This window comes from Streptomyces sp. NPDC096324 (assembly GCF_044763015.1).
Taxonomy (GTDB): Bacteria; Actinomycetota; Actinomycetes; order Streptomycetales; family Streptomycetaceae; genus Streptomyces.
This window is the reverse complement of the sequence record NZ_JBIWFK010000004.1, coordinates 126,081-152,875: the sequence shown is the minus strand read 5'-3', so window position 1 is coordinate 152,875 and position 26,795 is coordinate 126,081. Positions and strand designations below refer to the sequence as shown.

At 71.5% G+C, this 26,795-nt stretch carries 22 protein-coding genes; 10 read left to right on the top strand and 12 right to left on the bottom strand.

All coding sequences use genetic code 11. The features are described 5' to 3' along the window. Positions 1-86: 86 nt before the first annotated feature. Both ACIQ7M_RS11475 and ACIQ7M_RS11470 read left to right on the top strand, forming a co-directional pair. The gene (locus ACIQ7M_RS11475; RefSeq protein WP_386983857.1) at positions 87-230 is read left to right on the top strand and encodes a hypothetical protein; all 144 of its coding nucleotides are present in this window, start codon (positions 87-89) and stop codon (positions 228-230) included. After that, the gene (locus ACIQ7M_RS11470; protein ID WP_403642515.1) at positions 227-973 is read left to right on the top strand and encodes a hypothetical protein; all 747 of its coding nucleotides are present in this window, start codon (positions 227-229) and stop codon (positions 971-973) included. The genes ACIQ7M_RS11475 and ACIQ7M_RS11470 overlap by 4 nt, the downstream gene beginning before the upstream one ends. A 103-nt stretch (positions 974-1,076) precedes the next feature. Here the strand turns inward: ACIQ7M_RS11470 and ACIQ7M_RS11465 are convergent, their stop codons facing one another. Next, on the bottom strand, positions 1,077-2,195 hold the full coding sequence (locus ACIQ7M_RS11465) for a YihY/virulence factor BrkB family protein (RefSeq protein ID WP_403642512.1): 1,119 nt from the start codon (positions 2,193-2,195) through the stop codon (positions 1,077-1,079). 166 nt (positions 2,196-2,361) lie between these two features. On the opposite strand from ACIQ7M_RS11465, the gene ACIQ7M_RS11460 reads away from it, so the two are divergent. Both ACIQ7M_RS11460 and ACIQ7M_RS11455 read left to right on the top strand, forming a co-directional pair. Beyond that, the gene (locus ACIQ7M_RS11460; RefSeq protein WP_403642509.1) at positions 2,362-3,081 is read left to right on the top strand and encodes an ArsR/SmtB family transcription factor; all 720 of its coding nucleotides are present in this window, start codon (positions 2,362-2,364) and stop codon (positions 3,079-3,081) included. 16 nt (positions 3,082-3,097) lie between these two features. Beyond that, positions 3,098-3,829, top strand: coding sequence for an SRPBCC domain-containing protein (locus ACIQ7M_RS11455; RefSeq protein WP_389847642.1), 732 nt, complete (start codon positions 3,098-3,100; stop codon positions 3,827-3,829). A gap of 216 nt (positions 3,830-4,045) precedes the next feature. Here the strand turns inward: ACIQ7M_RS11455 and ACIQ7M_RS11450 are convergent, their stop codons facing one another. Then, the gene (locus ACIQ7M_RS11450) at positions 4,046-5,872 is read right to left on the bottom strand and encodes an endonuclease/exonuclease/phosphatase family protein (RefSeq protein ID WP_403642505.1); all 1,827 of its coding nucleotides are present in this window, start codon (positions 5,870-5,872) and stop codon (positions 4,046-4,048) included. Between the two features lie 376 nt (positions 5,873-6,248). Between ACIQ7M_RS11450 and ACIQ7M_RS11445 the strand changes: the two genes are divergently transcribed. The 3 genes from ACIQ7M_RS11445 (at position 6,249) to ACIQ7M_RS11435 (ending at position 11,668) form a co-directional block, all read left to right on the top strand. Further along, complete coding sequence (locus ACIQ7M_RS11445) at positions 6,249-7,673, top strand: hypothetical protein (RefSeq protein ID WP_355764104.1); 1,425 nt, start codon at positions 6,249-6,251, stop codon at positions 7,671-7,673. A gap of 437 nt (positions 7,674-8,110) precedes the next feature. Continuing rightward, positions 8,111-9,562, top strand: coding sequence for an alkaline phosphatase PhoX (locus ACIQ7M_RS11440; RefSeq protein WP_355764101.1), 1,452 nt, complete (start codon positions 8,111-8,113; stop codon positions 9,560-9,562). 516 nt (positions 9,563-10,078) lie between these two features. Further along, positions 10,079-11,668 carry a TROVE domain-containing protein gene (locus ACIQ7M_RS11435; RefSeq protein WP_403642501.1) on the top strand — a complete coding sequence of 530 codons (1,590 nt, stop codon included), beginning with the start codon at positions 10,079-10,081 and terminating at the stop codon, positions 11,666-11,668. A gap of 127 nt (positions 11,669-11,795) precedes the next feature. Here ACIQ7M_RS11435 and ACIQ7M_RS11430 read toward each other — a convergent pair whose 3' ends face one another. Beyond that, entirely contained in the window at positions 11,796-13,256 is a 1,461-nt protein-coding gene (locus tag ACIQ7M_RS11430; RefSeq protein ID WP_403642498.1) for an MFS transporter, read from the bottom strand. Positions 13,257-13,391: 135 nt separating this feature from the next. Between ACIQ7M_RS11430 and ACIQ7M_RS11425 the strand changes: the two genes are divergently transcribed. Next, positions 13,392-13,958, top strand: a complete 567-nt coding sequence (locus ACIQ7M_RS11425; protein ID WP_403642495.1) for a TetR/AcrR family transcriptional regulator — start codon at positions 13,392-13,394, stop codon at positions 13,956-13,958. Between the two features lie 295 nt (positions 13,959-14,253). On the opposite strand, the gene ACIQ7M_RS11420 is transcribed toward ACIQ7M_RS11425, so the two are convergent. The 7 genes from ACIQ7M_RS11420 to ACIQ7M_RS11390 form a co-directional block, all read right to left on the bottom strand. Continuing rightward, positions 14,254-15,450: a TerD family protein gene (locus ACIQ7M_RS11420; protein ID WP_403643499.1), complete on the bottom strand. Its 1,197-nt coding sequence runs from the start codon at positions 15,448-15,450 to the stop codon at positions 14,254-14,256. Positions 15,451-15,600: 150 nt separating this feature from the next. Then, entirely contained in the window at positions 15,601-16,590 is a 990-nt protein-coding gene (locus tag ACIQ7M_RS11415) for a zinc-dependent alcohol dehydrogenase family protein (RefSeq protein ID WP_403642492.1), read from the bottom strand. Beyond that, positions 16,587-17,438: a carbohydrate ABC transporter permease gene (locus ACIQ7M_RS11410; protein ID WP_403642489.1), complete on the bottom strand. Its 852-nt coding sequence runs from the start codon at positions 17,436-17,438 to the stop codon at positions 16,587-16,589. Before ACIQ7M_RS11410 ends, ACIQ7M_RS11415 begins: the two co-directional genes overlap by 4 nt. Further along, a complete protein-coding gene (locus ACIQ7M_RS11405) occupies positions 17,438-18,373 on the bottom strand; it encodes a carbohydrate ABC transporter permease (RefSeq protein WP_403642486.1) in 936 nt (311 codons plus the stop codon). Before ACIQ7M_RS11405 ends, ACIQ7M_RS11410 begins: the two co-directional genes overlap by 1 nt. Next, positions 18,370-19,740, bottom strand: a complete 1,371-nt coding sequence (locus tag ACIQ7M_RS11400) for an ABC transporter substrate-binding protein (RefSeq protein ID WP_403642483.1) — start codon at positions 19,738-19,740, stop codon at positions 18,370-18,372. The genes ACIQ7M_RS11405 and ACIQ7M_RS11400 overlap by 4 nt, the downstream gene beginning before the upstream one ends. A 156-nt stretch (positions 19,741-19,896) precedes the next feature. Beyond that, complete coding sequence (locus ACIQ7M_RS11395; protein WP_403642480.1) at positions 19,897-20,667, bottom strand: DeoR/GlpR family DNA-binding transcription regulator; 771 nt, start codon at positions 20,665-20,667, stop codon at positions 19,897-19,899. A 364-nt stretch (positions 20,668-21,031) separates the two neighbouring features. Further along, entirely contained in the window at positions 21,032-21,841 is an 810-nt protein-coding gene (locus tag ACIQ7M_RS11390) for an NAD-dependent epimerase/dehydratase family protein (protein WP_386985570.1), read from the bottom strand. A gap of 308 nt (positions 21,842-22,149) precedes the next feature. Here ACIQ7M_RS11390 and ACIQ7M_RS11385 point away from each other — a divergent pair, with 308 nt between their 5' ends. Together ACIQ7M_RS11385 and ACIQ7M_RS11380 are read left to right on the top strand one after the other, a co-directional pair. Continuing rightward, the gene (locus ACIQ7M_RS11385) at positions 22,150-23,091 is read left to right on the top strand and encodes a 5-dehydro-4-deoxyglucarate dehydratase (protein ID WP_403642476.1); all 942 of its coding nucleotides are present in this window, start codon (positions 22,150-22,152) and stop codon (positions 23,089-23,091) included. Then, on the top strand, positions 23,088-24,266 hold the full coding sequence (locus ACIQ7M_RS11380; protein ID WP_403642473.1) for a hypothetical protein: 1,179 nt from the start codon (positions 23,088-23,090) through the stop codon (positions 24,264-24,266). The genes ACIQ7M_RS11385 and ACIQ7M_RS11380 overlap by 4 nt, the downstream gene beginning before the upstream one ends. A gap of 95 nt (positions 24,267-24,361) precedes the next feature. On the opposite strand, the gene ACIQ7M_RS11375 is transcribed toward ACIQ7M_RS11380, so the two are convergent. Both ACIQ7M_RS11375 and ACIQ7M_RS11370 read right to left on the bottom strand, forming a co-directional pair. Next, entirely contained in the window at positions 24,362-25,036 is a 675-nt protein-coding gene (locus tag ACIQ7M_RS11375; protein ID WP_403642470.1) for a DUF4097 family beta strand repeat-containing protein, read from the bottom strand. 248 nt (positions 25,037-25,284) lie between these two features. Further along, positions 25,285-26,472, bottom strand: coding sequence for a serine hydrolase domain-containing protein (locus ACIQ7M_RS11370; RefSeq protein WP_403642467.1), 1,188 nt, complete (start codon positions 26,470-26,472; stop codon positions 25,285-25,287). Positions 26,473-26,795: the final 323 nt, after the last annotated feature.

The following is a 26,795-nucleotide window of genomic DNA, read 5'->3' as shown; positions in this document are numbered from 1 at the left end:
CGGAATCGACGAGGCACTGGTGCCAGGCCGGGGCGTCATGGGTCACCATGGCCTGAACGGCAGTCGTCGGCACAGCGGGAGGCGTCATGAGGCTCGGCAAGGCACTGGCCACCGGAGTGGCGGAGGAACAGGTTCACACGCGCGAGGACATCTCCGGGATCCCCGAACTCCCCGACCTGGCCGAGGAGTCGGAGGCGGCCCTGCCCGAAGAGGTGCCGGCCGGGCGATGAGACTGCGGCTCCCCGAGGAACGTCCGACGGAGCCGCCGACCGGATACAAGATCGCCCACCCGGTGCTGTCCCAGGACGGCACCCGGGCCGGGTTCACCGGCGTATCGCTGGGCGGCGCGCTGCCGTACGGAGTACTGGACGACGCGCGCTGTGTCTACGGACGGCGGCACCGCGCCCCGCACCGCCGCTGCGACTGCGGCTTCCACTGCGTGCACGAGTCCGCCGTCGCCGAGGCGATGCTGTGCACCGCCGAACACCGGGCCGCAGTTCTCCTCGAAGTCTCCGTCCTCGGCGCCTACATCCGCTTCGAACGGGGCTTCCGCTACGCCCGCCAGCGGGTCCGCGCCGCCGCCGTGGGCCCCTGCGACTGCGGCGCCACGGCCGTGGCGCTGGCGGACGCGGGCTGGGGACGTCCGGGCTGGCGCGCCCTGGGCGCCGCGTGCGCCGGCTGCGTACGCGGTCGTACGTCGCTCTCGCTCGCCTCTTTCGCGCGGCTGGCCGGTGAGGGTCTGCGGGTCCGGGCCACCGGCGGTCCCTCGACCGGCGTCGAAGGCCCCGGGGGTGCCACGGCGGGCCCCGGGGGTGCCACGGCGGGCCCCGGGGGTGCCACGGCCTCGCTCGGGGGTGCCGCGGCCTTGCTCGGGGTGTCCGAGCTGGTCGCGGAGGCCGCACTGCTCCAGGCCCGACTCGACTGGTTCCAGAGCCAGTTGGGCCGGTTGCAGGACAGGGGAACCCAGGGATAGCGCGGGCCGGCCCGGGTAGTGGAAGGAGCCGGAGGGGAACGACGCGGCGGCGGACCGGACGCCGGCCCGCCGCCGCGTCGTACGCACGCCGCCGCCTCTCCCCTCACGCCCGCTCGGCGGTGTCCCGGCCGGCCTGTGCGCCCGTCGGCGTGATCCCCGACTCCACCTTCTCGCGGGCCGCCCGCAACGCCCGCAGACGCGGGGGCCATGTGCGGGTGTCGCGCGGTTCGACGTAGGGCTCCTCGGTCGGGGGCCGGCCCTCGGTGATGGCGCGCTGGCGGGCCAGCTCCGCGTCGAACTCCAGGCCCAGCAGGATGGCCAGGTTGGTGAGCCACAGCCAGACGAGGAAGACGATGGCGCCCGCGAGCGTGCCGTACGTCTTGTTGTACGAGCCGTAGCCGGCGGCGTAGACGGCGAATCCCGCGGACGCGGTCAGCCAGACCAGGGTGGCGAGGACGCTGCCCGCGCTGAACCAACGGAAGCCGCGGCCGGAGACGTTGGGGGCCGCCCAGTACAGCAGCCCGATCATCAGCTCGACGAGCACCAGCAGGACGGGCCACTTGACGATCGACCACGCGGTGATCGCCGCGCCGCCGAACCCGAGGGCGGTTCCGGCGCGTTCGGCCAGCGGACCGGTGAACACCACGATGATCGCGCTCCCGGTGAGGAGCAGCATCAGCGTGACGGTGAGCGCCAGCCTCAGCGGCGTGACCTTCCAGACCGGACGGCCCTCCGGCAGGTCGTACACCGCGTTGGACGCACGGATGAACGCACCGACGTACCCGGACGCGGACCACAGCGCGGCGAGCAGCCCGACGATCGCCAGCACCCCGCCCGTGCCGCCGCTGTGGCCCAGTTGGGTCACCGCGTCACGCAGGATGTCGCGGGCCGGGCCCGGCGCCAGGTCTCCCACGTTGTCGAGGAGCCGGTCCGTGACGCGCCGGCCCACGACACCCAGCAGCGAGACCACCACGAGCACCGCGGGGAACAGCGACAGCACGCCGTAGTAGGTCAACGCCGCCGCGCGGTCGGCGAGTTCGTCGTCTCGGAACTCCTTCACCGTGCGCCACGTCACGGCCCACCACGCCCGCGCGGGCAGCTTGACGCGACCGTCCTTCCCGGCGGACCCCTTCGCGCCCGCCTCTGCGCCCACGTCCGCACCCGCGCCCGCGCCCGTGTCCGGAAGAGCTCGCTGCTTCGATTCCGGTCGCTTCTCGTCCATGCCCGCCGTGTTGCCCGAATCCTGCTCCTGAAGCCCGCCGGGAGGGCTCCGGCCGTCCCGGAACACCGGCCCGGCGAAACTCCCGCCCCCCGGAGCGCCGACCCTGCGACCCACCGACGATTCGAACCGTCTGGACAAGAAAAGTTTTCGGTGGGAGTCTGGAGTCATGTTGGACGTGACCGTGATCGAGGACGCCGAGGCCGCCGCCGTGTCGCTGGACCCCATACGGGCCCGGCTGCTCGCCGAGCTGGCCGCCGGACCGGCGTCGGCCGCCATGCTGGCCGGCAAGGTCGGCCTGCCCCGGCAGAAGGTGAACTATCACCTCAAGACACTGGAGCGGCACGGCCTGGTCGAGCTGGCGGGCGAGCGCCGCAAGGGGAACGTCACCGAGCGGATGATGCGCGCGACGGCGGCGTCGTACGTCATCTCTCCGCAGGCGCTGGCCGCCGTACAGCCCGATCCGGACCGTTTCCGGGACCAGTTGTCCGCCCGCTGGCTCCTCGCGCTCGGTGCCCGGCTCGTCCGGGACGTCGGTTCCCTCCTCACCGGGGCCGCGAAGGCCCGGCAACGGCTGGCGACGTACGCGCTCGACGGCGAGGTGACCTTCGCGTCGGCGGCCGACCGGGCCGCGTTCATCGAGGAGCTGACGGCCGGGGTGAGCGCGCTCATCCGCAAGTACCACGACGGGGACGCGGAGGCCGGGCGTCCGCACCGGATCGTCGTCGCCGTCCACCCCACGCTCAGACCCGAAGCCGTGGCACAGACCGAAACCGAAGCTGTGACGCGGACCGGACCCGAAGCCGTCCCACAGACCGGAGCCGGGGCCGGAGCCGAGGCCGGACCCGAAGCCGTGGAGGCCCCCGCGGGCCCCGAAACCACCCACTGATCATCCAGGAGTCATCATGCCCAAGGAATTCGAGGTCGCCCGCGAGTACGAGGTCGACGTCCCGCCCGCCCAGGTGTGGGACGCGATCACCAGCGGGAGCGGCGGCTGGCTGTGGCCCATGGAGTTCGAGCCCCGCCAGGGCGGGGCCGGGCCCTTCGGCAGCACCATCACCACCTGGGACCCGCCGCACCGGCTGACCGTGCGTACCGAGGACGTCGGGTTCCCGACGCAGAGCCTCAACCAGATCGACCACACCATCGAGGCCCGCGGCGACGGCCGGAGTTCCTGGGTCCGGTACGTGCACAGCGGCATCTTCACCGACGACTGGGACAACCAGTACGACGGAGCCGACAAGCACACCGACTTCTATCTGCACACCCTGCGCGAGTACGTGACCCACTTCGCGGGCCGCCCGGTGGCCTTCGCGACCTTCGACGGGCCCGGCGTGTCCGCGACCTCCGACGCCTTCGCGGCCGTCGGAACGGCGCTCGGCCTCCCGGACGGCACCGCCGAGGGCGCGCGGGTGCGGGCGAAGGGGCCCGGAGGCGAGGACCTCGACGCCGTGCTCGACTACCGCGACCCGTACTTCATCGGGCTGCGCACCGACGGCGCGCTCATCCGCTTCTTCGGGCGGGGCCGCTGGGGCGCGCCGGTCGGCATGAGCGTCCACGACTTCGCGCCCGGCGCCGACGCCAAGGCGAACGAGACCGCCTGGAAGGGCTGGCTCGACGAGGTCTTCGCGGGCTGAGACGGGCGCGGGCTGAGCCGAGCACGGCCGGAGCGCCGCGCCCGGCGAGCCGGAGCGGACTCCCCGAGCAGGCGAAGAGCCCGGCCCCCCGGACGACGGGGCCGGGCTCTCGCGTACCGGAGCGGCTACGACCGATGGCCGGAGCTGCTGCGGGCCGCAGGCCGGAACGGCTACCGACCGATGGCCGGAACGGCTACCGGCCGTATGCCGGAGCGACTACGGACGGAACCGCAGCACCTGCGGGTCGTGGTCGCTGATCTGGTCGGAGAACTCCGAGTTGATGTGCACGCTGTCGTAGTCCAGATCGCAGCCCTTGCGGATCGAGGGGCTGACCAGGATCTGGTCGAGTACCTGGGCGTTGCCCTGGTAGTCGTACGTGTAACGCTGGCTCTTCGGCAGCGACTTGATCGCCGACCAGAGCTCGCCGTGACCCTCCAGGATCTTGGCGGTCTCGGAGAACTCGAAGTCGTTGATGTCGCCGAGCGCGATGACGTCGGCGTTCTTCTGCGTCTTCAGGATCTCGTCGACGAACGCGTTGACCAGGGTCGCCTGGGCGTGCCGCTGGACCTCGGAGCTGCGCGTCGGGGGCTGGTACTGCGCGGTCAGCCCCTGGTCGCCGCCCTTGGAGTTGAGGTGGTTGGCGATCACGAACACCGTGTGACCGCGGAAGACGAACTCGCCCGCGAGCGGCTTGCGGCTGCTCTTCCAGGCGGCGTTCGCCGGGTCGATGCGGCCGGGCGACGTGGTGAGCTGCGCCTTGCCGTGCACCTTCGTGACACCGACGGCGGTCGTCGAGTCGCCGCCCGCGCGGTCGGTGAACGAGACCCGCTCGGGGTTGAAGAGGAAGACCTGGCGGATGTTGCCGCCGGGCTCGCCGCCGTCCTGGTCATTGACCGGGTCGATGGAGCGCCAGTCGTACTTCGGGCCACCCGCCGCGACGATCGCGTCGATCAGCTTGTTCACCGTCTGGTCGGCGGCGACCGTGCCGTCGTCCGTCGCGCCGTTGTTGTCCTGGATCTCCTCCAGGGACACGATGTCGGGCGAGCTCAGGTTGTTCACGATCGCGGACGCGTGCGCGGCGAACGTGGCGTCGCCCGGGTCCAGGTTCTCGACGTTGTACGTCGCCACGGCCAGCTCGCCGCGCGACTGCTTCCGGGTGGTCTCGCGCTCCAGGCCGCCCTTCTGGAGGGTGCCGAGCTGGTTCGCGACGAGGGTGTAGCCGCCGAACTGGTTGTAGTCGAGCGGGCCCGCCGTGATGCCGGTGAGCTTGTCACCGACGTTCGCGGTCGGGAAGTCGGCGGTCGCGCCGAGGGACTGTATCTGTATGCGTCCCGTGTTCTGCGAGGAGTACGAGCCGTACACCGTGCCGCCGCGGCGGGTGGCGTTCTCGTGCGGCTTCACCGTGACCCACAGCTCGGTGTACGGGTCGGTGGCGGTGACCACGCGGGTGTTCGCGACCTGGACGTTCATGCCCTCGAGGGACTCGTAGTAGTCCAGGGCGTACCGCGACGGCTCCAGGGTGATGGCGTTGACCGAACCACCCGCGGCGGTGTCGCCGGCGGGGGCGTAGTCGTCCGGCACGGACCGGGCGTCGACGACCGTCGCGGCCGGGACGGGGTTGCCGCCGGAGACGACGGTGACCGTCGGCTTGGTCACCTCGGTGACCGACTGGTTGCCGGTGGAGACGCCGCCCGGGACGTACTCCGAGACCGTGCCCGTCACCGTGACCGAGTCGCCGACGGCGACCTTGGGGGCGGAACTGGTGAAGACGAAGACGCCCTCACTGGTGGCGGGGTCGGCGTCCGGCGTGGGGTCCTGGTACCAGAAGCCCTTGGACGAACCGTATGTCCGCACGCCGGTGACGACGCCGGGCACGTCGGTGACCTTCGTACCCGCGAGGGGGGAGGTCCGGGTGGTGCCCTGGATGTCGTGGATGTGGACGGTGTCCGCCTGGGCCGGTGTGGTGAGCACAACGGCGGAGACGGTGGAACAGACCGCGGCGACGGTCAGCGCGCCGATGCGCGCGGTTCTCTTGCTCGGCAAGGGAATCCCTCCGGGGACGTTCGTGAGCGCCGGGACGAGGGTGGACTGGTGGGGGGAGCGCGCCCTGCTTGCGGGCCAGTGACGCGCGTAGAAGGGTTCGACCGTACGGCCGTTGAACTTCTACGCGCGTCAATCTCGTGTGTAGCGGGGGGAGTTGTCAAGGTTTCGACGGTGTACGAGACCTGTCGGACACATGAACCGGGCGGCATGGGTGGAAATCCGTCTAGGCTGAGCAGTTGGCACGGATCCCCCGGGCCGCCTCCGGGCTCCCGTGCCCGCCGGTGTCCGGCGGGACACGGCGCCCGTCGTGGACCCGGTCGGACCGCTTGCCTGCCTGTCCCTGCTCGTCGTGGTTGTTCGGAGGAGAACTCAGCCGATGTCAGACAGCTCTTCCCTGCCGCCGGTGCGGCTGCACTCCGAGGCGCAGCTCGCCCGCGACGCGCTCGCCGCGCCGCTGCTCTCCCGCGCCGCACGGCTGGCCCGCTGGGCGGGCCCCGCGACCCGGGTCGGCGCCGGGGGCGAACTCGTCGAGGAACAGCTTCCCGAGGCGGCCGGAGTCCTCGGCCTGACCGGCGACGACGCGGCCGCGCTGGCCGGTGAGGCCTGGCGGGTGGCCGTCGACACCGGGCTCGTCGAGATCGTGGACGAGGAGGAGGGCACCGTCACCACGGGCGAGGAGCTCGCCCGGCTCACCTCCGGCGCCCCGCAGGACGTCCTCGGCTTCTGGCTCGGCGCCCTCGACGTCGTCCTGGCCGACGCGAGCGTGCCCGACCTCGGTGAACTCGTCGACGCGATGGACGAGCAGGGCGAGATCGACCTCTCCTCGCTGGACTGGGACCCGGAGGCCGAGTCCGAGTTCCTCGACGGCGTGCTCGGCAACCTGTACCTGCTGACCGTCGGCGAGGACGCGCTCGGGGAGGTGCCGGTGCCGCTTCCCGCGCTCGCCGCCTCGATGATCCTGCCCGACGACATGGGGGAGCCCAGCAACGACGTCCTGGAACAGGTCTCGGACGCCATGATGCGCCTCGACGACCAGTTCCGGCTGCTGGAGCCCATCGGACTCGTCGTCTTCCAGCCGGTCGACGAGGCCCTGATGGCGGAGACCGCCGAGGAGCCGGCCTCCGTCGACGACATGGACGTGTCGCGGTACGGGGTGGTGCGGCTGACTCCGCTCGGCCTGTACGGGCTGCGCGCCCGGCTCATCGAGGCGGGCTTCTCCGCCCCGGCGGTGGGCGAGCTGACCGACAAGGGCGCGGACACGCTGCTGGACGGCACGGCCGGCTTCCCCCCGACCGCCGCGCAGGCCGAGATCGAGCAGTGGCTCGCCCGGCGTGAACCGCTCTCCGCCGCACAGGAGTTGCTCTCCGCGGCGCGCGGCACGGACCCGAACGCACCGCTGCGCCGCCTGCACTGCCAGCAGGCGCTCGCGCTCGTCGGTACGGAGGCCGAGCCGGCGCTGCGCGAGGTGCTCGACGACGCCGAGCTGGGCGGTCTCGCCCGGGTCTGGCTCTCCGAGCGGGGTGCGCCCGACGTGCCGCCGCCGTCCGAGGCGATGGTCTTCTGGCTGACGATCGACACGGTGGCGGCACAGCTCGCCGCCGAGGGGAACTCCGACGAACTGCAGGCCCTGGTCGAGGGTCTGGCCGAGCAGCACAGCGGTTTCTTCGACACGGCCTGGCGGGTCGAGCACCCCGCGGCCCCGGACGTCCTGGAGGCCATGGGCCGGCTGCACCCCGACAAGAAGGTCGCCAAGGAGGCCCGCAAGGCGGCGTTCAAGGCCCGGTCGCAGCAGGGGGCTTGAGGCGCCGGTGAATTGACGGGGTGACCTGGGGACGTCGTGACGCGGGGCCCGGGTGGGGTGGGGGTCCGGTGACCGGCGTCTGGTGCTGGGGAGCTTGAGGCCGGGGCCGGGAGCCAGGTGCCAGACAATCGGCGTTGGGCTCCGGGGCTGGGGCCGGATGCCAGGTGCCAGGTGTTCGGCCCAGGGCCCAGGGGCCGGGGTCAGGGGGCAGGTGTTCGGCCTTGGGTCGGGATCAGAGGTCAGGGCCCCGGGCGGCTCCCGCCCACGGAGTGGATGGTTCCGCTGCGCCGGTCGGGTGGATTCACGCAAGCGGGCCCACGGAAGTCGGCGCGCGTTCAACTCGTGTTCAGGAGGGAACGGGACGGTGTGGCCGCGAACCGAGGTCGTCAGCCGCCCCCCCCACGACAGTCCGAGTCCACCGTCACAGGAGACATCACATGTCGCTCTCTCGCAGGGACTTCGCCAGGCAGTCCGCGATCACCGGTGCAGGCGTGGTCCTGATCGGCAGCGTGGGCGCTCTCGCCACCGCCCCCAACGCGCTCGCCGCCACGGAGACGGAGACCGAGGGTGAGGGCTCGGCGGAGGCCCGCCACGGCGGCGTCGGCTACGGCCCGCTCGTCACCGACCCCAAGGGCCTCCTCTCGCTGCCCGCCGGCTTCTCCTACCGTGTCATCACCTACAGCGGCCGCACCAAGCTGGACTCGGGAGAGTTCACGCCGTCGAACCACGACGGCACCTCCACCTTCCAGGGCCCGCGTGGCGCCACCCTCCTCGTCAACAACCACGAGCTCAAGGGCCCCCGCTCCGGCTGGACCCACCCCGTGCCGCTCACCGAGGGACTCGTCTACGACCCCGCCGCGTCCGGCGGGTGCACCGTCGTCGAGGTACGTCACGAACACGTCGCCGAGTGGGTCGGCGTCGCGGGCACCTCCACCAACTGCGCGGGCGGCAACACCCCTTGGGGCACGTGGCTCACCTGCGAGGAGACCGAGGACAAGGCCGGCCAGAACGGCATGACCAAGGACCACGGCTACGTGTTCGAGGTCGACCCGCAGGACCGCCGCCGCAACAAGAACCCCAAGCCCCTCAAGGCGCTGGGCCGTTACGCCCACGAGGCCGTCGTCGTCGACCCCAAGCGCGGCCGGCTCTACCTCACCGAGGACGCCTCGGGCCCCAACGGCCTGCTGTACCGCTGGACCCCTCCGCAGGGCTTCGAGCACGGACACGGACGGCTCGCCACCCTCGCGGACGACGCCGGAGCGCTCCAGGCCTTCAAGTGCTTCGACTCCGGCGGCACCTTCGTCGACGACCTCTCCCGCGCCACCAGGATCGGCACGGTGTACGGCGTGGACTGGGTCGACGTGCCCGACCGGGACGCCAAGACCGTCTCCGTCCGCAAGCAGTTCACCGACGTCCAGGTCACCCGCGCCCGCAAGCTCGAAGGCATGTGGTGGGGTGACGGCGGTGTCTACATCGTCTCCTCCTACGCCCGCGCCGAGAGCCCCGGCCAGGCCCACGACGGAGCCGTCTGGTTCTACGACCCCAAGCGCCGCACCCTGACGCTGAAGGTCCTCATCGGCGTGAACCCCGACCCGTCCGTCGACGGAGCCTTCGACGGACCGGACAACATCACCGTCTCCCCGTACGGCGGTCTCGTCATCGCCGAGGACGGAGAAGGCGTCCAGCACCTCTTCGGCGCCACCGAGAGCGGCCGCACCTACCCGATCGCCCGCAACGAGCTCAACATCGGCACCCCCGAGGCCCCGGCCTACAGCGAGTTCACCGGCGTCACGTTCTCGCCCGACGGCCGCACCCTCTTCGCCAACATCCAGGAGCCGGGCATCATGCTCGCCATTACGGGCCCCTGGAAGCGGCAGAAGCGCGGCTGAACTCCCCCCGCTTTCCCCGCGGATTAATTCACTCGCCGGGTTCGCGACCGCCCTCCTACAGTGGTGCACGTCCAGGTGCGAAGGCAGGACCTACTTCCACTGATAATGGGGCGGTCGCGGGTTCGAGTCCCGCCGTCGGCACAACGCGCCGATGTAGCTCAGGGGTTAGAGCACCTACGTCGGTTCCGCCGGCTTCGATCTCTGGACACCACAACTTCATGCACCTCCCGGTGCGCGGGCCACGGCTACTTCTCTCTCAAAGAATCCATGCCGCGGCCGACTTGATCTCGGGAGGCGCAGCTCATGGTGGGTGCCCGGTGCGCAGGCAGCGGATACTTCGGGAACTGGTGGGGTCGCGACCTCATGCGGGTTCGAATCCCGTCATCGACTTCGGGTCGGTGTGGCGGAACGGAAGACGCGCCAGTTTATAAGCGACCGACGCCGATCCCTGATCTCGGACACCCTCCATTTGCTGTGCCTCCCTCCGAAATGCTCATGAATTCGGGGGAATTCACCGTGGCACGCTTCAACAACAAGGCGGCGAAGGCGCAGCCCACTTCTCGCGTGACGTCCACCGGCCGAGTGCTGCGGACGCACCAGGGCGGCCTCGGCCGCGAGCGCGACGCGCGCTCCGAGCTCTTTCTGCTGGCGATCGCCAACTTCGTCTCGCAGCAGACCTTCTACGAGACCGGCGACGCCCGCGACGACCGGTTCGCCGCGCTCGTGCGTGAGCTCGCCGTCGCCGACCCGTCCTGGACCGCCGGCCTCCTGAGCTGGCTGCGCGGTGAGGGAAACCTCCGTACCGCCTCGCTCGTGGGCGCCGCCGAGTACGTGAAGGCGCGCCTGGACGCCGACGCCACCGACGGCCCGGCCAACCGGCAGGTCGTCGCCTCCGTACTGCGCCGTCCGGACGAGCCGGGCGAGCTGCTCGCCTACTGGACCTCCCGGTACGGCCGGAACGTGCCCAAGCCCGTCAAGCGGGGCATCGCCGACGCCGTACGACGCCTCTACAACGGCAAGTCGCTCCTGAAGTACGACACCGCGTCCAAGGGCTACCGCTTCGGCGACATCCTCAACCTGGTGCACGCGGCACCGGACCCGGACAAGCCCTGGCAGGGCGACCTGTTCCAGTACGCGCTGGACCGGCGCCACAACCCGGACACGGCCGTCGTCCCGAAGTCGCTGCCCGTGGTCGCCGCCCATCGCGACCTGATGGCGCTGCGGCCGGCCAAGCGGCGCAAGGTCGTGACCGGTGCGCAGGGGGCGCAGCGCCTCGCGGACGCGGGGATGACCTGGGAGGCGCTGGCCGGCTGGCTCCAGGGGCCGATGGACGCGGCGGCCTGGGAGGCCGTCATCCCGTCCATGGGTGCCATGGCGCTCGTCCGCAACCTGCGCAACTTCGACGAGGCCGGCGTCGGCGACGAGGTGGCGGCACGGGTCGCCGCGAAGATCAGTGACCCGGAGGAGGTCGCGCGCTCGCGGCAGTTCCCGTTCCGCTACCTCGCGGCCTACCAGCACGCGCCGTCGCTGCGCTGGGCGTACCCGCTGGAGCAGGCGCTCGGTCACTCGCTGGCCAACGTGCCCGCTCTGCCCGGCCGGACCCTGGTCCTCGTGGACCGTTCGGGCTCGATGTTCTACTCGCGGCTGTCGGAGCGTTCCGAGCTCAACCGGGCCGACGCGGCGGCGATCTTCGGCACGGCGCTCGCGCTGCGGGCGGCGGACGCGGATCTCGTCGAGTTCGGCACCACCAGCAAGCGGGTGGCCTTCGGCGCGGGCGAGTCCGTGCTCAAGGTCCTCGGACGGTTCGGTGACCTCGGCGGCACCAACACGACCGAGGCGGTCCGGGAGCACTACAAGAAGCACGACCGGGTCCTCATCGTCACCGACGAGCAGGCCATGTACAGCCAGTTCGGCGACCCGACCGAGCAGGTTCCGGCGCACGTTCCGGTCTACACGTGGAACCTCGCCGGCTACAGCGCGGGCCACGGCCCGTCGGGCAAGGGAAACCGCCATACGTTCGGCGGCCTCTCGGACGCGGCTTTCCGGATGGTGCCGCTTCTGGAGTCGGCTCGGGACGCGGACTGGCCGTGGGCCCAGGCGGGGTGAGGGATTCGGCTTCGGGCGGCTGGAGCTTTTGGCTCCGGTCGACCGGAGGTGTGCCGAGGCGTCCGGTTTCGGGACAGGGCGCGGCCCGTGGTTGCGGGTCGCGCCTCTGTTCGGCCGGGTGGGATTTCTAAGCGCCGCGTTCGCGTTTTGTGTTCGTGAGCACCAGCGCCGACAGCACCAGCGCGGTCAGGGCGATCAGCGAACCGGCGCCGAACGCTCGGGCCGAGCCCTCGGTGAGGATCTCCGACGGGGAACCGTGAGCGTGCCGGGTCGCCGTGCCGAAGACGGTGACCAGGACGGAGAGTCCGAGCGTGCCGCCGAGCCACTGGAGGGTCTGGAGCAGTCCGGACGCCGATCCCGCCTCGCGCGGTGCGACGCCCGCGAGAATGGTGGCGTTCAGCGGCAGGAAGCTCAGACCCACACCCAGTCCCATGACCAGCAACGGGCCCAGCAGACCGGTGACATAGCCGTCGCCCGGCTCCAGCCGCCACAGCCAGACGCCCGCGACGGCGATCAGCGAGATACCCGACAGCAGGACGGGCTTGGCACCGAAGCGCTGAAGCAGCCGTGGCACGAGGCGCACGGTCGTGAACATCACCAGAGTCAGCGGCAGGAAGGCGAAGCCCGTGCGCAACGGGCTGTACCCCAGCGCCTGCTGGGCGACCAGGGTGAGGAAGTAGAACGCGCCGAACATGCCCGCGGGCAGCAGCAGGACCCCGGCGTAGCCGCCCGCCCGGTCACGGCTCGCGAAGAGACGCAGCGGCATGACCGGCTGCTCCGCGCGCGCCTCCACCAGCAGGAAGCCGACGAGCAGGGCCGCCGCCGTGCTGAACCCCAGCATCGCCTGGGTGTCGCTCCAGCCCTGCTCGGAGACCCGGATGAACGCGTAGACCAGCGAGGCCGTGCCGGCGGTGCCGGTGAGTGCCCCCGCCGCGTCGAAGCGACCCGCGTGACGCGGGGTCTCGGTGACGAAGCGAGGCAGGGCGGCGGCGACCGCGATGCCGATCGGCACGTTGATCAGCAGCGACCAGCGCCAGGACGCCCACGACGTGAGCATGCCGCCGAGGACCAGGCCGACCGACGCGCCGATCCCGGCCATGGAGGAGTAGATCCCGAGCGCGTGGTGGCGTCGGGGGCCCTCGGGGAAGTTGGTGGTGATGAGGGCGAGGGTGCTGGGGGCGATGAGCGCCGCGCCCACGCCCTGGAGCGCGCGGGCCGCGAGCAGCCAGGAGCTCTCGGTGGCGAGGCCGCCGAGCAGTGAGGAGGCGGCGAAGAGGAGGGCGCCCGCGGTGAGGGTGCGGCGGCGGCCCGCGATGTCGCCGATCCGGCCGCCGAGGAGGAGCAGACCGCCGAAGGCGAGGGTGTACGTGTTGAGGACCCAGGACAGGCCGGTGGGGGTGAAGCCGAGGTCCCGCTGGACGTCCGGCAGGGCGACGTTGACGACGGTGGAGTCGATCCCGACCATCAGATAGGCGGTCACGATCACGAGGAGGGCTGTCGTGCCGGTCGCCTGCGTGGGGCGGAGTCGCCGCGGGGGTAAGGCTGCTGACGGGGTGTCGGGAGTGGGTGTGCCGGTGCCGGTGGACATGGAGTTCTCCTGGTCTGGCGTCCCCGGTACGGTGCGAGTGGGCAGCACGGACTGCCCGCGAAATAAGCGGGGGCTGTCTCCGTTTAACCCTCGCCAAGATACGGAGAGGGTCCCCGGTTCGCAAGGAGTAGCTGAATGGCCCAGGTCAAGCCGATGCGGGCGGATGCGCGGCGGAACTATGAGCGGCTCCTCGCGGAGGCGGCGGTCGCGTTCGCCGAACACGGGGAGGGTGCGTCTCTGGACGACATCGCCAAGCGGGCCGGGGTGGGGTCGGGGACGCTGTACCGGCACTTTCCCACCCGGCAGACGCTGCTGGAGGCCGTCTACGTGGACGCCATCGAGGCGATCGCCGTCCGCGCTGACGAGATCGCCGCCGAGCTGCCGCCGGGGGAGGCCCTCGTGGAGTGGCTCAACGAGCTCGGCCTCGGGATGATCCGGGTCCGTGGGCTGAAGGCGCTGCTCGGGTCGGCCGTCGCGGACGGGAGCTCGGAGGTGCTGGCCCGGTGCGGGTCCTCTGTGAAGGGGGCGGCGGGGAGGCTCGTCGAGGCCGCTCAGCGGGAGGGGACCCTGCGGATGGACGTGGAGCCGATCGATGTGTTGCGGCTGGTGCACGGGGTGGCTACCGCGTCGGAGCTGGGGAGCTCGGACGGTGCGTACATCCGGCGGTATCTGCTGTTGCTGACGGAGGGGTTGCGGGCGTAGCCCTTCCGGGGTGTCACCGGGTGCGGTGTCGGTCCGGTGGGTGGGTCGGGGCCGTGCCGGTGCATCAGCCCGTCGCCGTTGGGTGAGGAGTGGGCGTCGGTGGCGACGGGCATCGATGTACCGGAACGGCCCCTCACGCCGGATCCCGGGTGCGGAATCCAGCCCCTCCGGCGTTTGAGGAGCGGGGTCTGGGGCGGAGCCCCAGGGTGGGTCGGGTAGGGGCGGAGGGGGCGAGGGAAACGGGGTGACCGGAGCCGGGCCGGATTCTCGCCCCCGGCCATGGGGGGGCCGTGGGTCAGAGGGACTCGGCTGCCGGCTTCACCATGCCTCGGACCGTGCGGGACTTGACGAAGTTGCCCATCGCGGTCATGTCCCACTCACCGGAGAACTGCTTGATCAGCTTGGCCATCATCACGCCCGTCTGGGCCTCGGCGTTGGTGAGGTCGAAGCGGACGAGTTCCTCGCCGCTGGAGGCGTCGATGAGGCGGCAGTAGGCCTTGGCCACCTCGGTGAACTTCTGGCCGGAGAAGGAGTTGACCGTGAAGACCAGGCCGGTGACCTCCTGGGGGAGACGGCCGAGGTCGACGGTGATCACCTCGTCGTCCCCGCCGCCCTCGCCCGTGAGGTTGTCGCCGGAGTGCTTGATCGCACCGTTCACGATGGAGAGCTTGCCGAAGTAGCAACTGTCGATGTGGTTGCGCTGCGGGCCGTACGCGATGACCGAGGCGTCCAGGTCGATGTCCTTGCCGCGGAACGCCGGTTCCCAGCCGAGGCCCATCTGGACCTTGGCGAGCAGCGGGGCGCCGCCCTTGACCAGGGACACCGTCTGGTTCTTCTGGAGGCTGACCCGGCCCTTGTCCAGGTTGATCTTGCCGGTGGCGGCGGGCGGCGCCGGGGGCATGGGCGGGACCGGGGGAGCGGCCGGGGACTGCGGGGCGGAGAGGCGGGGGTCCGCGGCCGGAGGCTGGGCAGCGGGGGTGGGCTGGGCGGCCGGGGTGGGCTCCTCCACGCTCACGCCGAAGTCGGTGGCGATGCCCGCCAGGCCGTTCGCGTAGCCCTGGCCGACCGCGCGGGCCTTCCAGGCGCCGTTGCGGAGGTAGACCTCGACGATCACGAGGGCCGTCTCCGTGCCCAGCCGGGGTGGGGTGAAGGCGGCGAGAATCGTGTTGTCGTCCGCGTTGCGGATCGTCGCGGTGGGTTCGATGCCCTGGAAGGACTGGCCCGCCGCGTCGGGGCTCGCCGTGACGACGATCTTCTCGATGCCCGGGGGCACCGCGGCCGTGTCGATCGTGATCGCGTCGGGCGCGGTGCCGCCGCCGGACCGGTAAGTGACACCGGGGCCGGTGGGCTGGTTGTAGAAGATGAAGTCGTCGTCGGAGCGCACCTTGCCGTCGGCGGTGAGCAGCAGGCTCGACACGTCGAGCCGCACCGGGGCGGTGACGTCCACCGTCACGCGGGAGACGGGGAGAGGGATGTTCGAGCCTGGCGTCATAGCTGTCATGACTGGGGTAACGAGCAAAGGCGCTTTACCGTTCCCTTACCCAAGGGGTGAGGTGTGTGGCGGCGTGTGGCGGAATGTTCCCCCCGGCACGGGTTGCCTCCCGGATCCGGGCGCGGGTGCCCGGGCACCGGTCGCACCGGCTCAGGGCACGACGACGATCTTGCGTCCCACGCCCGACGCGAACTGTTCCAGTGCCTGGGGGTAGCTCGTCAGGGGGAGGCGGTCGCTGATGAGGACGGACGGGTCGAGGACTCCCGCGGCGAAGAGTTCCGCCGCGCGTTCGAAGCTGTGCAGGACGGCCATCGAACCGGTGATGGTGATCTCCTGGTTGTAGATGCGGTACGGGTCGACGGTGACCCGGGTCGCGTAGTCCGCCACGCCGAACTGGAGGAAGGTCCCCGCCTTCGCCACCCGGTCCAGGCCGTCCTGGATCGCCGCCGCGTTTCCGGTCGCGTCGACGACGACGTCCCAGCCCTGGGGGCGGTCCAGCTCGTCGGCGCTCTCCGCGGCCGCGGAGACGCCGAGCAGCCGGGCGGTGGCCAGCCGTTCGGGGTTCACGTCGACGACGTCCACGCTCGCCGCGCCGGTGCGCTTGGCGAGCTCCAGCATCATCAGGCCCATCGTCCCGGAGCCGTAGACCAGGATGTGGGCGCCGAGCCGGGACCGCAGGACGTCATAGCCGCGGACGGCGCAGGAGAGCGGTTCGATCAGGGCCGCGTCCTGGGTGGCGACGTGTTCGGGGAGCTTCACACAGTTGGCGACGGGCGCGGTCGCGTACTGGGCCGCCCCGCCCGCGGTGGTCACGCCGATCGCCGCCCACCGCTCGCAGAGGTTGCTGTGGCCCGTACGGCAGTAGCGGCACTCGTGGCAGTACAGGGACGGGTCGACGGCCACCCGGTCGCCGACCGCGAGTTCGGTCACCCGGGTGCCGACGCCGACCACCGTGCCCGCGAACTCGTGGCCCGGCACGATCGGCAGTTCGGGCGCGAACTCGCCCTGGAGGATGTGCAGATCGGTGCCGCACAGGCCGCAGGCGGCGACCTCGACCACGACCTCGCGGGGGCCCGGCGTCGGGTCGGGGACCTCGGCCACGACGGCACGGCCCATGGACTCGATGACTGCGGCCTTCATTTCACGGCTCCCAGCGAAAGGCCCTGGACCAGTTTGTCCTGGGCGGCGAACCCCGCGGCGAGCACCGGCAGGGAGACGACGAGCGACGCGGCGCACACCTTCGCCAGGAACAGGCCCTGGCTGGTGATGAATCCGGTCAGGAAGACGGGGGCGGTCCCGGCGACCACACCCGTGAGCACCCGGGCGAACAGCAGCTCGTTCCAGCTGAAGATGAAGCAGATCAGGGCCGTCGCCGCGATGCCGGGGAGAGCGATGGGGGCGACGACTCGGGCCAGGATCGTCGGCAGTTTCGCGCCGTCGAGCTGGGCCGCCTCGATCACCGCCACCGGTACCTCGGCGAGGAACGACTGCATCATCCACACCGCGATCGGCAGGTTCATCGAGGTGTAGAGGACGACCAGCAGCCAGATGTTGTCGAGCGTGCCGGTGTTCTTGGCGAAGAGATAGATCGGGAGGAGGCCCGCCACCACCGGCAGCATCTTCGTCGACAGGAAGAAGAACAGGACGTCCGTCCACTTCTTCACCGGGCGGATCGAGAGGGCGTACGCCGCCGGGAAGGCCAGCAGCAGGACGAGGAGGGTCGAGGCCACCGACGCGACGGTGGAGTTGACGAGCGCGGGCCAGGGGCTCGCCCCGCCGCCCGTGCCGAAGAACTCCCGGTAGCCGTCGAGGGTCAGGGCCGCGCCGAAGGCCGGCGGGTTCTTCGCCGCGTCCGGTTCGGAGTGGAAGGACGTCAGGGCCATCCACGCGATGGGCAGGAAGAACACGATGCCGAGCGCCCAGGCGGCCAGGCCCAGGCCGGCGCCCCCGGCGCGGCGGGGGTGGAGGCGTGGCGTGGTGGTACTCATCAGCGGGACCCCTCCTCGCGGAACAGGGACGACACCACGCGCAGGGCGAAGGTCGCGATGACGATGGAGCCGACGACCACCAGAACGCCCGCGGCGGAGGCGAGGCCGTTCTCGTGGGCCTGGTAGAAGCTCTGGTACACGGTGTAGGGCAGGTTGGCGGTGCCCAGGCCGCCGGAGGTGATGGTGAAGACCGCGTCGAAGTTCTGCACGATGTAGATCGAGCCCAGCAGCGCCCCCAGTTCGAGGTAGCGGCGCAGGTGGGGGAGGGTGAGATGGCGGAACACCTGCCAGTCGTTCGCGCCGTCCACGCGCGCCGCCTCGATCTGCTGGTGGTCGCGGCTCTGCAGGCCGGCGAGCAGGATCAGCATCATGAACGGCGTCCACTGCCAGACCAGGGACGCCTCGACCGCGAGCAGCGGGGTGTCCGAGATCCAGTCGGGCGCCGGGCCGCCCACGTAGTGCAGCAGACCGTTCAGCAGGCCGTACTCGGGGTTGAACAGCACGTGCTTCCACAGCAGGGCCGCGGCGACCGGGACCACCAGGAACGGTGCGATCAGCAGGGTGCGGACGATGCCGCGGCCCCGGAACCGCCGGTCCAGGAGCAGGGCGAGGACCAGGCCGAGGACGAGACTGACGAGGACCACGGTGACGGTCAGCAGGACCGTCGTCCAGACGGAGTGCCGCAGGCCCGCGTCGGTCAGCACCTCCGTGTAGTTGCCGAAGCCGGTGAAGCGGCGGGCCTTCGGGTAGAGGGCGTTCCAGTCGAAGAACGAGATCACCAGCGTGGCCACGAAGGGCAGTTGGGTCACCGCGATCATGAAGATCAGGGCCGGGAGCAGGGGGCCGCGAGCGGCCCAGGCGCGCAGCCGGGCCGACGGCCGTCCGAGGGTGCGTACGGGGGGAGCGGCCACGCGGGCCGTTGTCGTGGCGGTCATCGGCCCTCGTACTCCTTGGAGATCTTCTCGGCGAGTTCCTGGGACGTGTTCAGGGCCGCGTCGACGGACTGGCGTCCGGCGATGGCCGCGCTGATCTCCTGCGAGACCTTGGTGCCGAGGTCGGTGAACTCGGGGATGCCGACGAACTGGATGCCGGGCGCGGGACGCGGCTGGACGCCGGGGTCGCGCGGCCGGGCACCCTCGATGGCCTGGCGGGTCATGTCCTGGAAGGCCGCGGCCTCCTTGACGTAGGCGGCGTTCGTGTACGTCGAAGCGCGTTTGCCCGCCGGGACGTTCGACCAGCCGGAGGTGTCGCCGACCAGTTGCTCGTAGCCCTTGCCGGAGGCCCAGGAGATGAACTTCCAGGCCTTGTCCGGGTTGCGCGAGGCCTTCTGGAGTCCCCAGGCCCAGGTGTAGAGCCAGCCGGACGACTCGGTCTTCTCGACGGGGGCCGGGACGTAGCCGAGCTTGCCCCTGACCGGGGAGTCCTTGGCCTCCAGCAGGCCCGCGGCCGAGGTGGCGTCGTACCACATGGCCGTCTTGCCCTGGGTCATGTTGTTCAGGCACTCGGCGAAGCCGGACTGGGCGGCGCCGGACTCGCCGTGCTCGCGGACGAGGTTCACGTAGAACCTGGTGGCCTTCTCGAACTCGGGGGAGTCCAGGCGCGCCTTCCAGTCCTTGTCGAACCACGTGCCGCCGAAGGTGTTGACCACGGTGGTGAGCGGGGCCATGACCTCGCCCCAGCCGGGCAGACCGCGCAGGCAGATGCCCTTCATGCCGGGCTCGGCGCCGTCCGCCTTCGCCGCGAGGCCGGCGACCTGCTGCCAGGTGGGGTGCGCGGGCATCTTCAGGCCCTTCGCCGCGAACACATCCTTGCGGTACATCAGGAAGGACGACTCGCCGTAGAACGGCTGCCCGTAGAGCTTTCCGTCGGCGGCCGTCAGCGACTGCCGCATGGGCTGGAGGATGTCCCGCTCGTCGTATCCGCTGTCCTGGCGGACGTACGAGTCCATCTCGTGCAGCCAGCCGTTGCGGGCGTAGATCGGTATCTCGTAGTTGGAGAGGGTGGCTACGTCGTACTGGCCCGCCTGGTTGGCGAAGTCCTGGCTGATCTTGTCGCGGACGTCGTTCTCCGGCAGGACGGTGAAGTTCACCTTGATGCCGGTCTCTCGGGTGAAGTGGGCCTTGGTGAGCTTCTGAAGCTCGACCATCTGCGGGTTGTTGACCATCAGGACGTTGATGGAGTTCCCGCCGGAGCCCGACCCGCCCGCTCCGGTCCAGCAGCCGGAGAGGAGCGGGGAGAGCAGCGTCCCTGCGGCGGCCGCGGCGAGCAGTGCGCGCGGCCTCCGCCGGCTCGGGGTTCGCATGGATCACTCCTGGGGGAGGGGAGGGGAGGGGAGGGGAGGGAGGAAAGGGGGAGGAATAGGGAGAGGCTGGGTGATTTGGGGTGGGGTGAGGTGTGGAGGTGCCTTGGGAGCGGCCCAGGGGGAGCAGGTGGTTGGGGGCTTGGGGGCGGAGGGCTTTCAGACGCGGATGACCTGAGGGCCCAGCAGTGAGTAGCGGTGTGCCTCGGAGGCCGGGAGCAGGGTGCTCGTCACGATCGTCTCCAGGGCGCCGATGCCGGCGAACCGGCAGAAGCTGACGGCGCCGAACTTGGTGTGCACACCGACGAAGACCGTGCGCCGGGAGGCCCTGATCGCCTGCGCCTTGACCTCGCTGACCGCCGGGTCGGGGGTGGTGAGGCCGTGTTCGCGGGAGATGCCGTTGGCGCCGATGAACGCGAGGTCGATGACGAAGCCGGCGAGCATCTTCGTGGTCCAGTGGTCGACGGTCGCGAGCGTGCCGGGGCGGACCCGGCCGCCGAGCAGCAGGACGCTCGTGTTCTCGGCCTCGGCGAGCGCCCCGGCGGTGGCGAGGGAGGCGGTCACCACGGTCAGCGGCCGGTCCCTGGGCAGGGCTTCGGCGATGAGCTGCGGGGTGAACCCCTCGTCGACGAAGACGGTCTCGGCGTCCCGGGCCAACTCGGCCGCGGCGGCGGCGATCCGGCGCTTCTCGGGCACATGGCTCGTGGTGCGGAAGGCGAGCGTCGTCTCGAAGCCGGCGCTCTCCACGGGGTAGGCGCCGCCGTGGGTGCGGCGCACCAGCCCGTGGTCCTCCAGGGTGCGCAGATCCCGTCGTACGGTCTCCTTCGCGACGCCCAGTTCGGCGGCGAGTCCGGTGACCTCGACCGAGCCCGTGCGGCGCGCGGTCCGGACGATCTCGCGCTGCCGCTCCTCCGCCGTCCTGCCCGTCATCGCCGTCACCCGCTCCCCGCGCACCGTCGCGCACTGCCCGTTCGGACCCGGTGGGGCCCATGAGGGAAGTTCTACAGCGGGTGTCCGTCACTGACCAGGTCTGTTGCGGGCCCGATGCTGCCCGGCTGCGCCCGTTCGGCGCCGCGGCCGCCCGCGGCGGACCTGGGGTGGAAGCGGGGGAGCGGTGGGATCGGGCAGGCGCCGTGCCCGAACGCGGGGGCGGGCGGGCCCGTTCGCTGCCCGCCCGCCTCTTGCCGGGCGGTTCCGCTGCCCGCCCGTCCCTGCGCCGGGCGGTCCGCTGTCCGCCCGTTCCCGCGCGGGCGGATTCGCTGTCCGCCCGTCGTCCCCGCCTTTTCGGCCGTGGTCAGTACGGCCAGATCGGCGGGTGCGTCGTGAAGTGCCCGCCCAGGTGGGCGTGGTCCGGGTTGGCGGGGTCGAGCTCCCCCTGTTCGGCGATGAGCTTCTCCGCGTACGGCTCGGAGTCGTCGCGCGGTTCGTAGCCGAGGGCCCGCGCCGACGAAAGGTCCCACCACAGACGGGTGTTGGCGGACGAGCCGTAGACGACCGAGTGGCCCACGTCCTGCGCGGTCAGGGCGGCGTGGAAGAGACGGGCGCCGTCCTCGGGGCTCATCCACACCGAGAGCATGCGCACGCTCGTCGGCTCCGCGAAGCAGGACCCGATGCGCACCGAGACGGTCTCCAGGCCGTGCTTGTCCCAGTAGAGCTGGGCGAGGTCCTCGCCGAACGACTTGGAGAGCCCGTAGAAGGTGTCGGGGCGGCGCGGGGTGTCGACCGGGATCAGGGGGGCGTCGCCCACCGGGCGCGGGGTGAAGCCCACCGCGTGGTTGGAGGAGGCGAAGACGACACGGCGTACGCCCTCCTCGCGCGCCGCCTCGTACAGGTTGTACGTCCCCTCGATGTTGGCCTTGAGGATCTTGTCGAAGGAGGCCTCCAGGGAGATGCCCGCGAGGTGGACGATCGCGTCGACGCCCCGCACCGCCTCGCGCAGCGCCGCCCGGTCGGCGAGGTCCGCGGTGATCGCCTCCGGTTCACCCTCGACCGGGAGCATGTCGAGCGGGCGCAGCTCGTAGCCGTACTCCGGCAGCAGCCCGCGCATCAGGGTGCCGAGTCCCCCGGCGGCGCCGGTGAGCAGAACGGTGCGGGGAGCGGGCATGGGGGTCTCCTCCGTGGGGGCGGGTGTGCCGGGGCCGGGGCCGGGGCAAGGTGCCGCGGGCGGTCGGTGGGGCAGCGGGCGGGACACTGGCGGTCAGTCGTATGCGTGTATGGCATTCACATTCATGGACACGCTAAGGAGCGTCGGCGTGCCGCGTCAAGTGTCGCGCGAAGGGGCGAAATCCGCCTTCGAGTTGCGGGTTCGCGTGCTTGACCGGCCGCGAGGCGGCGGCTTAGCGTGGGCGAGTTCAGAGATATGTACATGGATCAGAAACATGCACTCGGTGGGCACCTTTTAAGGGAGAGTCCGTGACGTCAGCCCCTCTTGCCGCTCGGCTGAGCATCCCCAGCGGGCCGCTCTTCTTTCCCGTCACCGCGTACGGCCACGACGGCGCTGTCGACCCCGGCGTCTACCGGGAGCATGTCCGGCGCGGTGTCGAGGCGGGCGCGGCTGCGGTCTTCGCGTGCTGCGGCACCGGCGAGTTCCACGCGCTCGTGCCCGAGGAGTTCGAGACCTGCGTACGGGCCGCGGTGGAGGCGGCCGAGGGACGCGTCCCGGTGATCGCGGGCGCCGGATACGGAACCGCTCTCGCCGTGCGCTACGCGCGCCTCGCGGAGGCCGCCGGGGCCGACGGGCTGCTCGCCATGCCGCCGTATCTCGTGACGGCCGGGCAGGAGGGGCTGCTCCGGCACTACCGGGAGATCGCCGCCGCCACCTCCCTCGATGTCATCGTCTACCAGCGCGACAACGCCGTCTTCACCCCCGCGAGCGTGGTCGAACTCGCCCGCACCGAGGGGATCATCGGCTTCAAGGACGGGCTCGGCGACCTGGACCTGATGCAGCGGATCGTCAGCGCCGTACGCAGCGAGGCGCCCGGCGACTTCCTCTACTTCAACGGTCTGCCGACGGCCGAACTGACCGGGCTCGCCTACCGGGGACTGGGGATCACGCTCTACTCCTCGGCGGTCTTCTGCTTCGCCCCCGAGATCGCGCTGGCCTTCCACCGCGCCCTGAACACCGGGGACGACGCCACGGTGAACCGGCTGCTGGACGGCTTCTACCGCCCCTTCGTCGACCTGCGGGCGCGAGGACGCGGCTACGCGGTCGCCCTCGTCAAGGCGGGTGTCCGGCTGCGCGGACTGGACGTCGGCGAGGTCCGGCCCCCGCTGCACGAACCGGCCGAGGACCACGTCAAGCAGCTCGCGCAGCTCATCGACCGCGGGTACGCGCTCATCGAGGAGGGCGCGTGAGGGCGTCCGCGTTCCTCTACCCCTGGGACGTCAACGGGGACCCGGAGGCCGCCGCCAGGACCGCGGCTCTCGGCGTCCGCCAGGTGACGCTCGCGTCCGCCTACCACTCCACGCGCGCGCTGACCCCCCGCCATCCGCGGCACCGGATCGTCACCGCCGCGCACTCCGCCGTGCTGTATCCGGTGGACGAGGCGCGGTGGCGCGGCCGGGCCCTTCGCCCGTACCCGGCCGGCGACTGGGCGCCCGGTGACGCGTACGGCGAGGCCGCCGCCGCGCTGGCCGGGGCGGGGCTCGACGTCCACACCTGGGTCGTGCTCGCGCACAACTCCCGTATGGGGGAGGAACATCCGGAGACCTCCGTCGTCAACGCCTACGGGGACCGCTATCCCTGGGCGCCCTGTGTCGCCCGGTCCGCCACCCGCGCCTACCTCGCCGACCTCGCGGCGGAGGCCGCGGTGCGGCCCGGTGCCACGGGTACGGAACTGGAGTCGCTCGGCTGGTACGGGCTCGCCCATCTGCACGCCCACGACAAGACCGGCGGGGTGCCGCTCGGGGACGCCGGGCAGTATCTGATGTCGCTCTGCTTCTGCGCCGTGTGCGCGGACGGATACGGCCGGCAGGGCCTGGAAGCCGAGGAGTTGGCGTCCTTCGTGCGCGGGGCGCTGGAGCCGGTGTGGCGGGGGGAGCCGTCCGGCGGCGGCTGGGCCGGAGTGGAGAAGCTGCTCGGTGCGGGGACCGCGGCGGCCACCCGCGTCTGGCGCGACCAGGTGGCCCGCTCGCTCCAGGAGGAGACGGTCTCAGCGGTCCGTTCCGCCGCGCCGGCCGGGTTCCAGGTGCTGCTGCACGCCGACCCCGTCTCCTTCCACTGCGGCGCCAACGCCGGGGTGGACCCCGGCCACATCCTGTCCCGGGCCGACGGTGTGGTCGTGCCGTGCACCGGGGGCGCGGGCCTGCTGACGCCGTTCGCGGACGCGGTGCGGGCGGGGGCGCGGGGGAGGGTACTGGCCGCCAACTTCACCGTCGTGTCCGGGATGGGGGGCCGGCCGGACGCTCTGGCGGCCGACGCGGCCCGCGCCGCCGAGCTCGGAGCCACGGAACTGCGGCTGTATCACGCGGGGTTGGCCTCGGACGCCGATCTGGAGGCCGTGCGGGGGGCGTTGGCGGGGCTGGACTAGAGGGGGTCCGTGACTCCGCGGTCCTGTCGGGCGACCTCATCGCTCCGCCCCCGCTGCCCCGTTCGGGGGCGGAGGGGGCGGAGCGGGTCGTGCCTTCAGCCCTTCACCGTGCGGGCGGTGATGTCGCCGCGGGCGGTGGTCGCGTGGATCGTCAGGCCGGGGGTGGCGCCGGCGTTGTGGAGGGTGTTGCTGATCCGGCCGAGGGTGGTGCCGGCGTCCAGGGCGGCGGAGACCCCGGGGGCGGCGCCGACGGTGATGTCCCCCAGCTGCGTGCTCAGCGTGAGCGTTCCGCGTGCGGCCTCGCTGACGGTCAGATCGCCCTTCTGGGTGCTGATCTCGGCGGGGCCGTGCAGGCGGCCGACGGAGATGTCGGCGTCGAGGCCGGTCAGGCGGACGCTGTCCGCCTCGTCGAGCTCCACCGAGCGGTGGCCGCCCTCGAAGGTGACCTCGCCGAGCCGTCCCACGCCGCGGAACTCGGCGGCGGCCGCCTTCGCCTCGACGCGGGAGCCGGCCGGAAGCCGCACGGTCACCTCGACGGACCCGGACGAGCCGAGGAGCCGGTTCCTCGCCTCCGGGGCCTGCACACGCAGGACGCCGTCGGTGTAGGAGACCTCGGTCTGCTCCGCCGCCTTCACGTCGCGGCCCTTGGAGGCGTCGGAGGGCAGGACCTCGACGGTGGTGTCGGCGCGGTCGGCGGCGATGAAGCGGATGTGTCCCGCGGGGATGTCGATGATCGCGGAGACGGGGGCGGTGGTGTCGAACTTCTGCATGATGCTCTCCATGGCTGCGTCGCGTGCGTTCTCTGTGTTTCTGACATTGGAAACGCTACGTTGCGTTCGAGGATCGAGCAACATGCTTGTTGCGCAATTCTGTTGTTGTCGCAGGTGAATGCCGAGATTTCATTGCAATGATTCTGGTCCTAACGCAACGCTCCTTGTCGAATCTGTTGCAATGGTCTGAAGGTGAACGCTCCGCGGGGAGCGGGCGCCCGGACTCTGCGAGCGCCCGCCGGCGCCCGTCAGTCCTTCAGCAGCGCGCAGACGAAGTTCTCCTCGACCGTTCGCAGCCGCTCCAGCAGCACGGGCTTGTTCGTCTTGTTCACCTGGGTGGTGAGCGTGAAGGTCAGGGACCTGCGGCCGTCCGGCGTGGCCGCGATCAACTGGGTGTAGCCGGGGAAGTTGCCGGTGTGGCCGAGGACCACTCCGCAGCGGGTGGAGTAGCGGAAGATCGCCGCTCCCGCCTTGTTCCTGCCGGGACCCGCCGGCTCGGAGGCCCCGTCGATCCATTGGCGCTGCTCGCGCAGGGAGGCCTTGGAGATGAGGGCCCCGCCCGCGTACCCGCGGATGAAGCGGGTCAGGTCCGCCGGGGTCGAGACGATCCCGCCCGACGCCCACACACCCGACGCGCTGAGTGCCTCGCTGACGTCCTCCGGGGGATTCGGCGGCGTGACGTCGTAACCGCGCATGTACGGCTCGGGCAGCTCGTAGCCCTGCGGGAGGCTCGTGTCGCGCAGGCCGAGCGGCCGGTAGACGAGCTCCCGCAGCAACTGCTCGTAGGGCCGGCCCGTGACCGCCTCGGCCATCAGCGCCACCGCGATGTTGTCCGAGTTCGAGTACTGGTACCGCGACCCCGGGCGGAACAGCAGTGGTTCGTCGGCCACGAAGTCGAGCAGTCGGCGCGAGTCGAAGTGGTGGCGCGGATCGGCGGTGAGGATCCTGAGGAACTCGGGGTCCTGCGAGTAGTCGGGCAGCCCGCTGGTGTGGTTCAGGAGCTGGCGCAGCGTCACGGCACGCCACTGCCGGGGCAGGGACGGCAGCCGGCGGCCGATCGTGTCGTCGAGGGAGAGCGCGCGCCGGTCCACCAAGGTCAGGGCCACGGCACCGCTGAACGCCTTCGCCGTGCTCGCGATCCTCGTGTGGTCGTCCGGGTCGATCGGACGTCCGCTGTCCAGGTCGGCGACCCCGGCGCGCACGATGCGGGACTCGCCGCCGCGACGCAGGACGGCGATGACTCCGGGCGGGCCGCCGGGGCTGCGCACCAGCTCTTCGAGCTGCTGACGCAGGGCGCGGTCGCGGTCGGCGGAACCGGAGCCGGAACCGGAGCTGGAGCCGGCGTCGGCCGGTCCGGACACGGCGCCGGTCAGACAGGCGGCGGCCAGCAGGGCGCCGAGGGACGTGCGGAGCCGGGGGCGGCGAGGCAGTGGCATGGGGGTCTCCCGAGTCGGGCGGGGCCAGGGCACGCCCAGCTTCGGTCCCGGCCGATCCGCCCGCCTGCGCCGCTGCTGCATACGGAGGAGCGGGCGGCCGGGTGTCGGGCCGTCCGGCCGCCCCGGTGCGGGAGCCTTCGGTCCGGGGAACCGATGAGTTTCCGGTACGGACGGGGTCTACCCCACGGGAGTGCACCCACGGGCCCGCCCCGCACGGGCTTCGCTCGCGGGTGTGCGTCCACGGGCCCGCCCCGCGGGCTGCGCCCACGGGAGCCGCCCCACGGGCTTCGCTCGCGGGTACGCCCAGGGGCGTCGCTCAGGGG

What these genes read in the sequence shown, in the direction of transcription:
- ACIQ7M_RS11475 (WP_386983857.1), top strand. Translation starts at nt 87, where the DNA reads ATGAGGCTCGGCAAGGCACTGGCCACCGGAGTGGCGGAGGAACAGGTT.
- ACIQ7M_RS11470 (WP_403642515.1), top strand. Translation starts at nt 227, where the DNA reads ATGAGACTGCGGCTCCCCGAGGAACGTCCGACGGAGCCGCCGACCGGA.
- ACIQ7M_RS11465 (WP_403642512.1), bottom strand. Translation starts at nt 2,195, where the DNA reads ATGGACGAGAAGCGACCGGAATCGAAGCAGCGAGCTCTTCCGGACACG.
- ACIQ7M_RS11460 (WP_403642509.1), top strand. Translation starts at nt 2,362, where the DNA reads ATGTTGGACGTGACCGTGATCGAGGACGCCGAGGCCGCCGCCGTGTCG.
- ACIQ7M_RS11455 (WP_389847642.1), top strand. Translation starts at nt 3,098, where the DNA reads ATGCCCAAGGAATTCGAGGTCGCCCGCGAGTACGAGGTCGACGTCCCG.
- ACIQ7M_RS11445 (WP_355764104.1), top strand. Translation starts at nt 6,249, where the DNA reads ATGTCAGACAGCTCTTCCCTGCCGCCGGTGCGGCTGCACTCCGAGGCG.
- ACIQ7M_RS11440 (WP_355764101.1), top strand. Translation starts at nt 8,111, where the DNA reads ATGTCGCTCTCTCGCAGGGACTTCGCCAGGCAGTCCGCGATCACCGGT.
- ACIQ7M_RS11430 (WP_403642498.1), bottom strand. Translation starts at nt 13,256, where the DNA reads ATGTCCACCGGCACCGGCACACCCACTCCCGACACCCCGTCAGCAGCC.
- ACIQ7M_RS11425 (WP_403642495.1), top strand. Translation starts at nt 13,392, where the DNA reads ATGGCCCAGGTCAAGCCGATGCGGGCGGATGCGCGGCGGAACTATGAG.
- ACIQ7M_RS11420 (WP_403643499.1), bottom strand. Translation starts at nt 15,450, where the DNA reads ATGACGCCAGGCTCGAACATCCCTCTCCCCGTCTCCCGCGTGACGGTG.
- ACIQ7M_RS11415 (WP_403642492.1), bottom strand. Translation starts at nt 16,590, where the DNA reads ATGAAGGCCGCAGTCATCGAGTCCATGGGCCGTGCCGTCGTGGCCGAG.
- ACIQ7M_RS11410 (WP_403642489.1), bottom strand. Translation starts at nt 17,438, where the DNA reads ATGAGTACCACCACGCCACGCCTCCACCCCCGCCGCGCCGGGGGCGCC.
- ACIQ7M_RS11405 (WP_403642486.1), bottom strand. Translation starts at nt 18,373, where the DNA reads ATGACCGCCACGACAACGGCCCGCGTGGCCGCTCCCCCCGTACGCACC.
- ACIQ7M_RS11400 (WP_403642483.1), bottom strand. Translation starts at nt 19,740, where the DNA reads ATGCGAACCCCGAGCCGGCGGAGGCCGCGCGCACTGCTCGCCGCGGCC.
- ACIQ7M_RS11395 (WP_403642480.1), bottom strand. Translation starts at nt 20,667, where the DNA reads ATGACGGGCAGGACGGCGGAGGAGCGGCAGCGCGAGATCGTCCGGACC.
- ACIQ7M_RS11390 (WP_386985570.1), bottom strand. Translation starts at nt 21,841, where the DNA reads ATGCCCGCTCCCCGCACCGTTCTGCTCACCGGCGCCGCCGGGGGACTC.
- ACIQ7M_RS11375 (WP_403642470.1), bottom strand. Translation starts at nt 25,036, where the DNA reads ATGCAGAAGTTCGACACCACCGCCCCCGTCTCCGCGATCATCGACATC.
- ACIQ7M_RS11370 (WP_403642467.1), bottom strand. Translation starts at nt 26,472, where the DNA reads ATGCCACTGCCTCGCCGCCCCCGGCTCCGCACGTCCCTCGGCGCCCTG.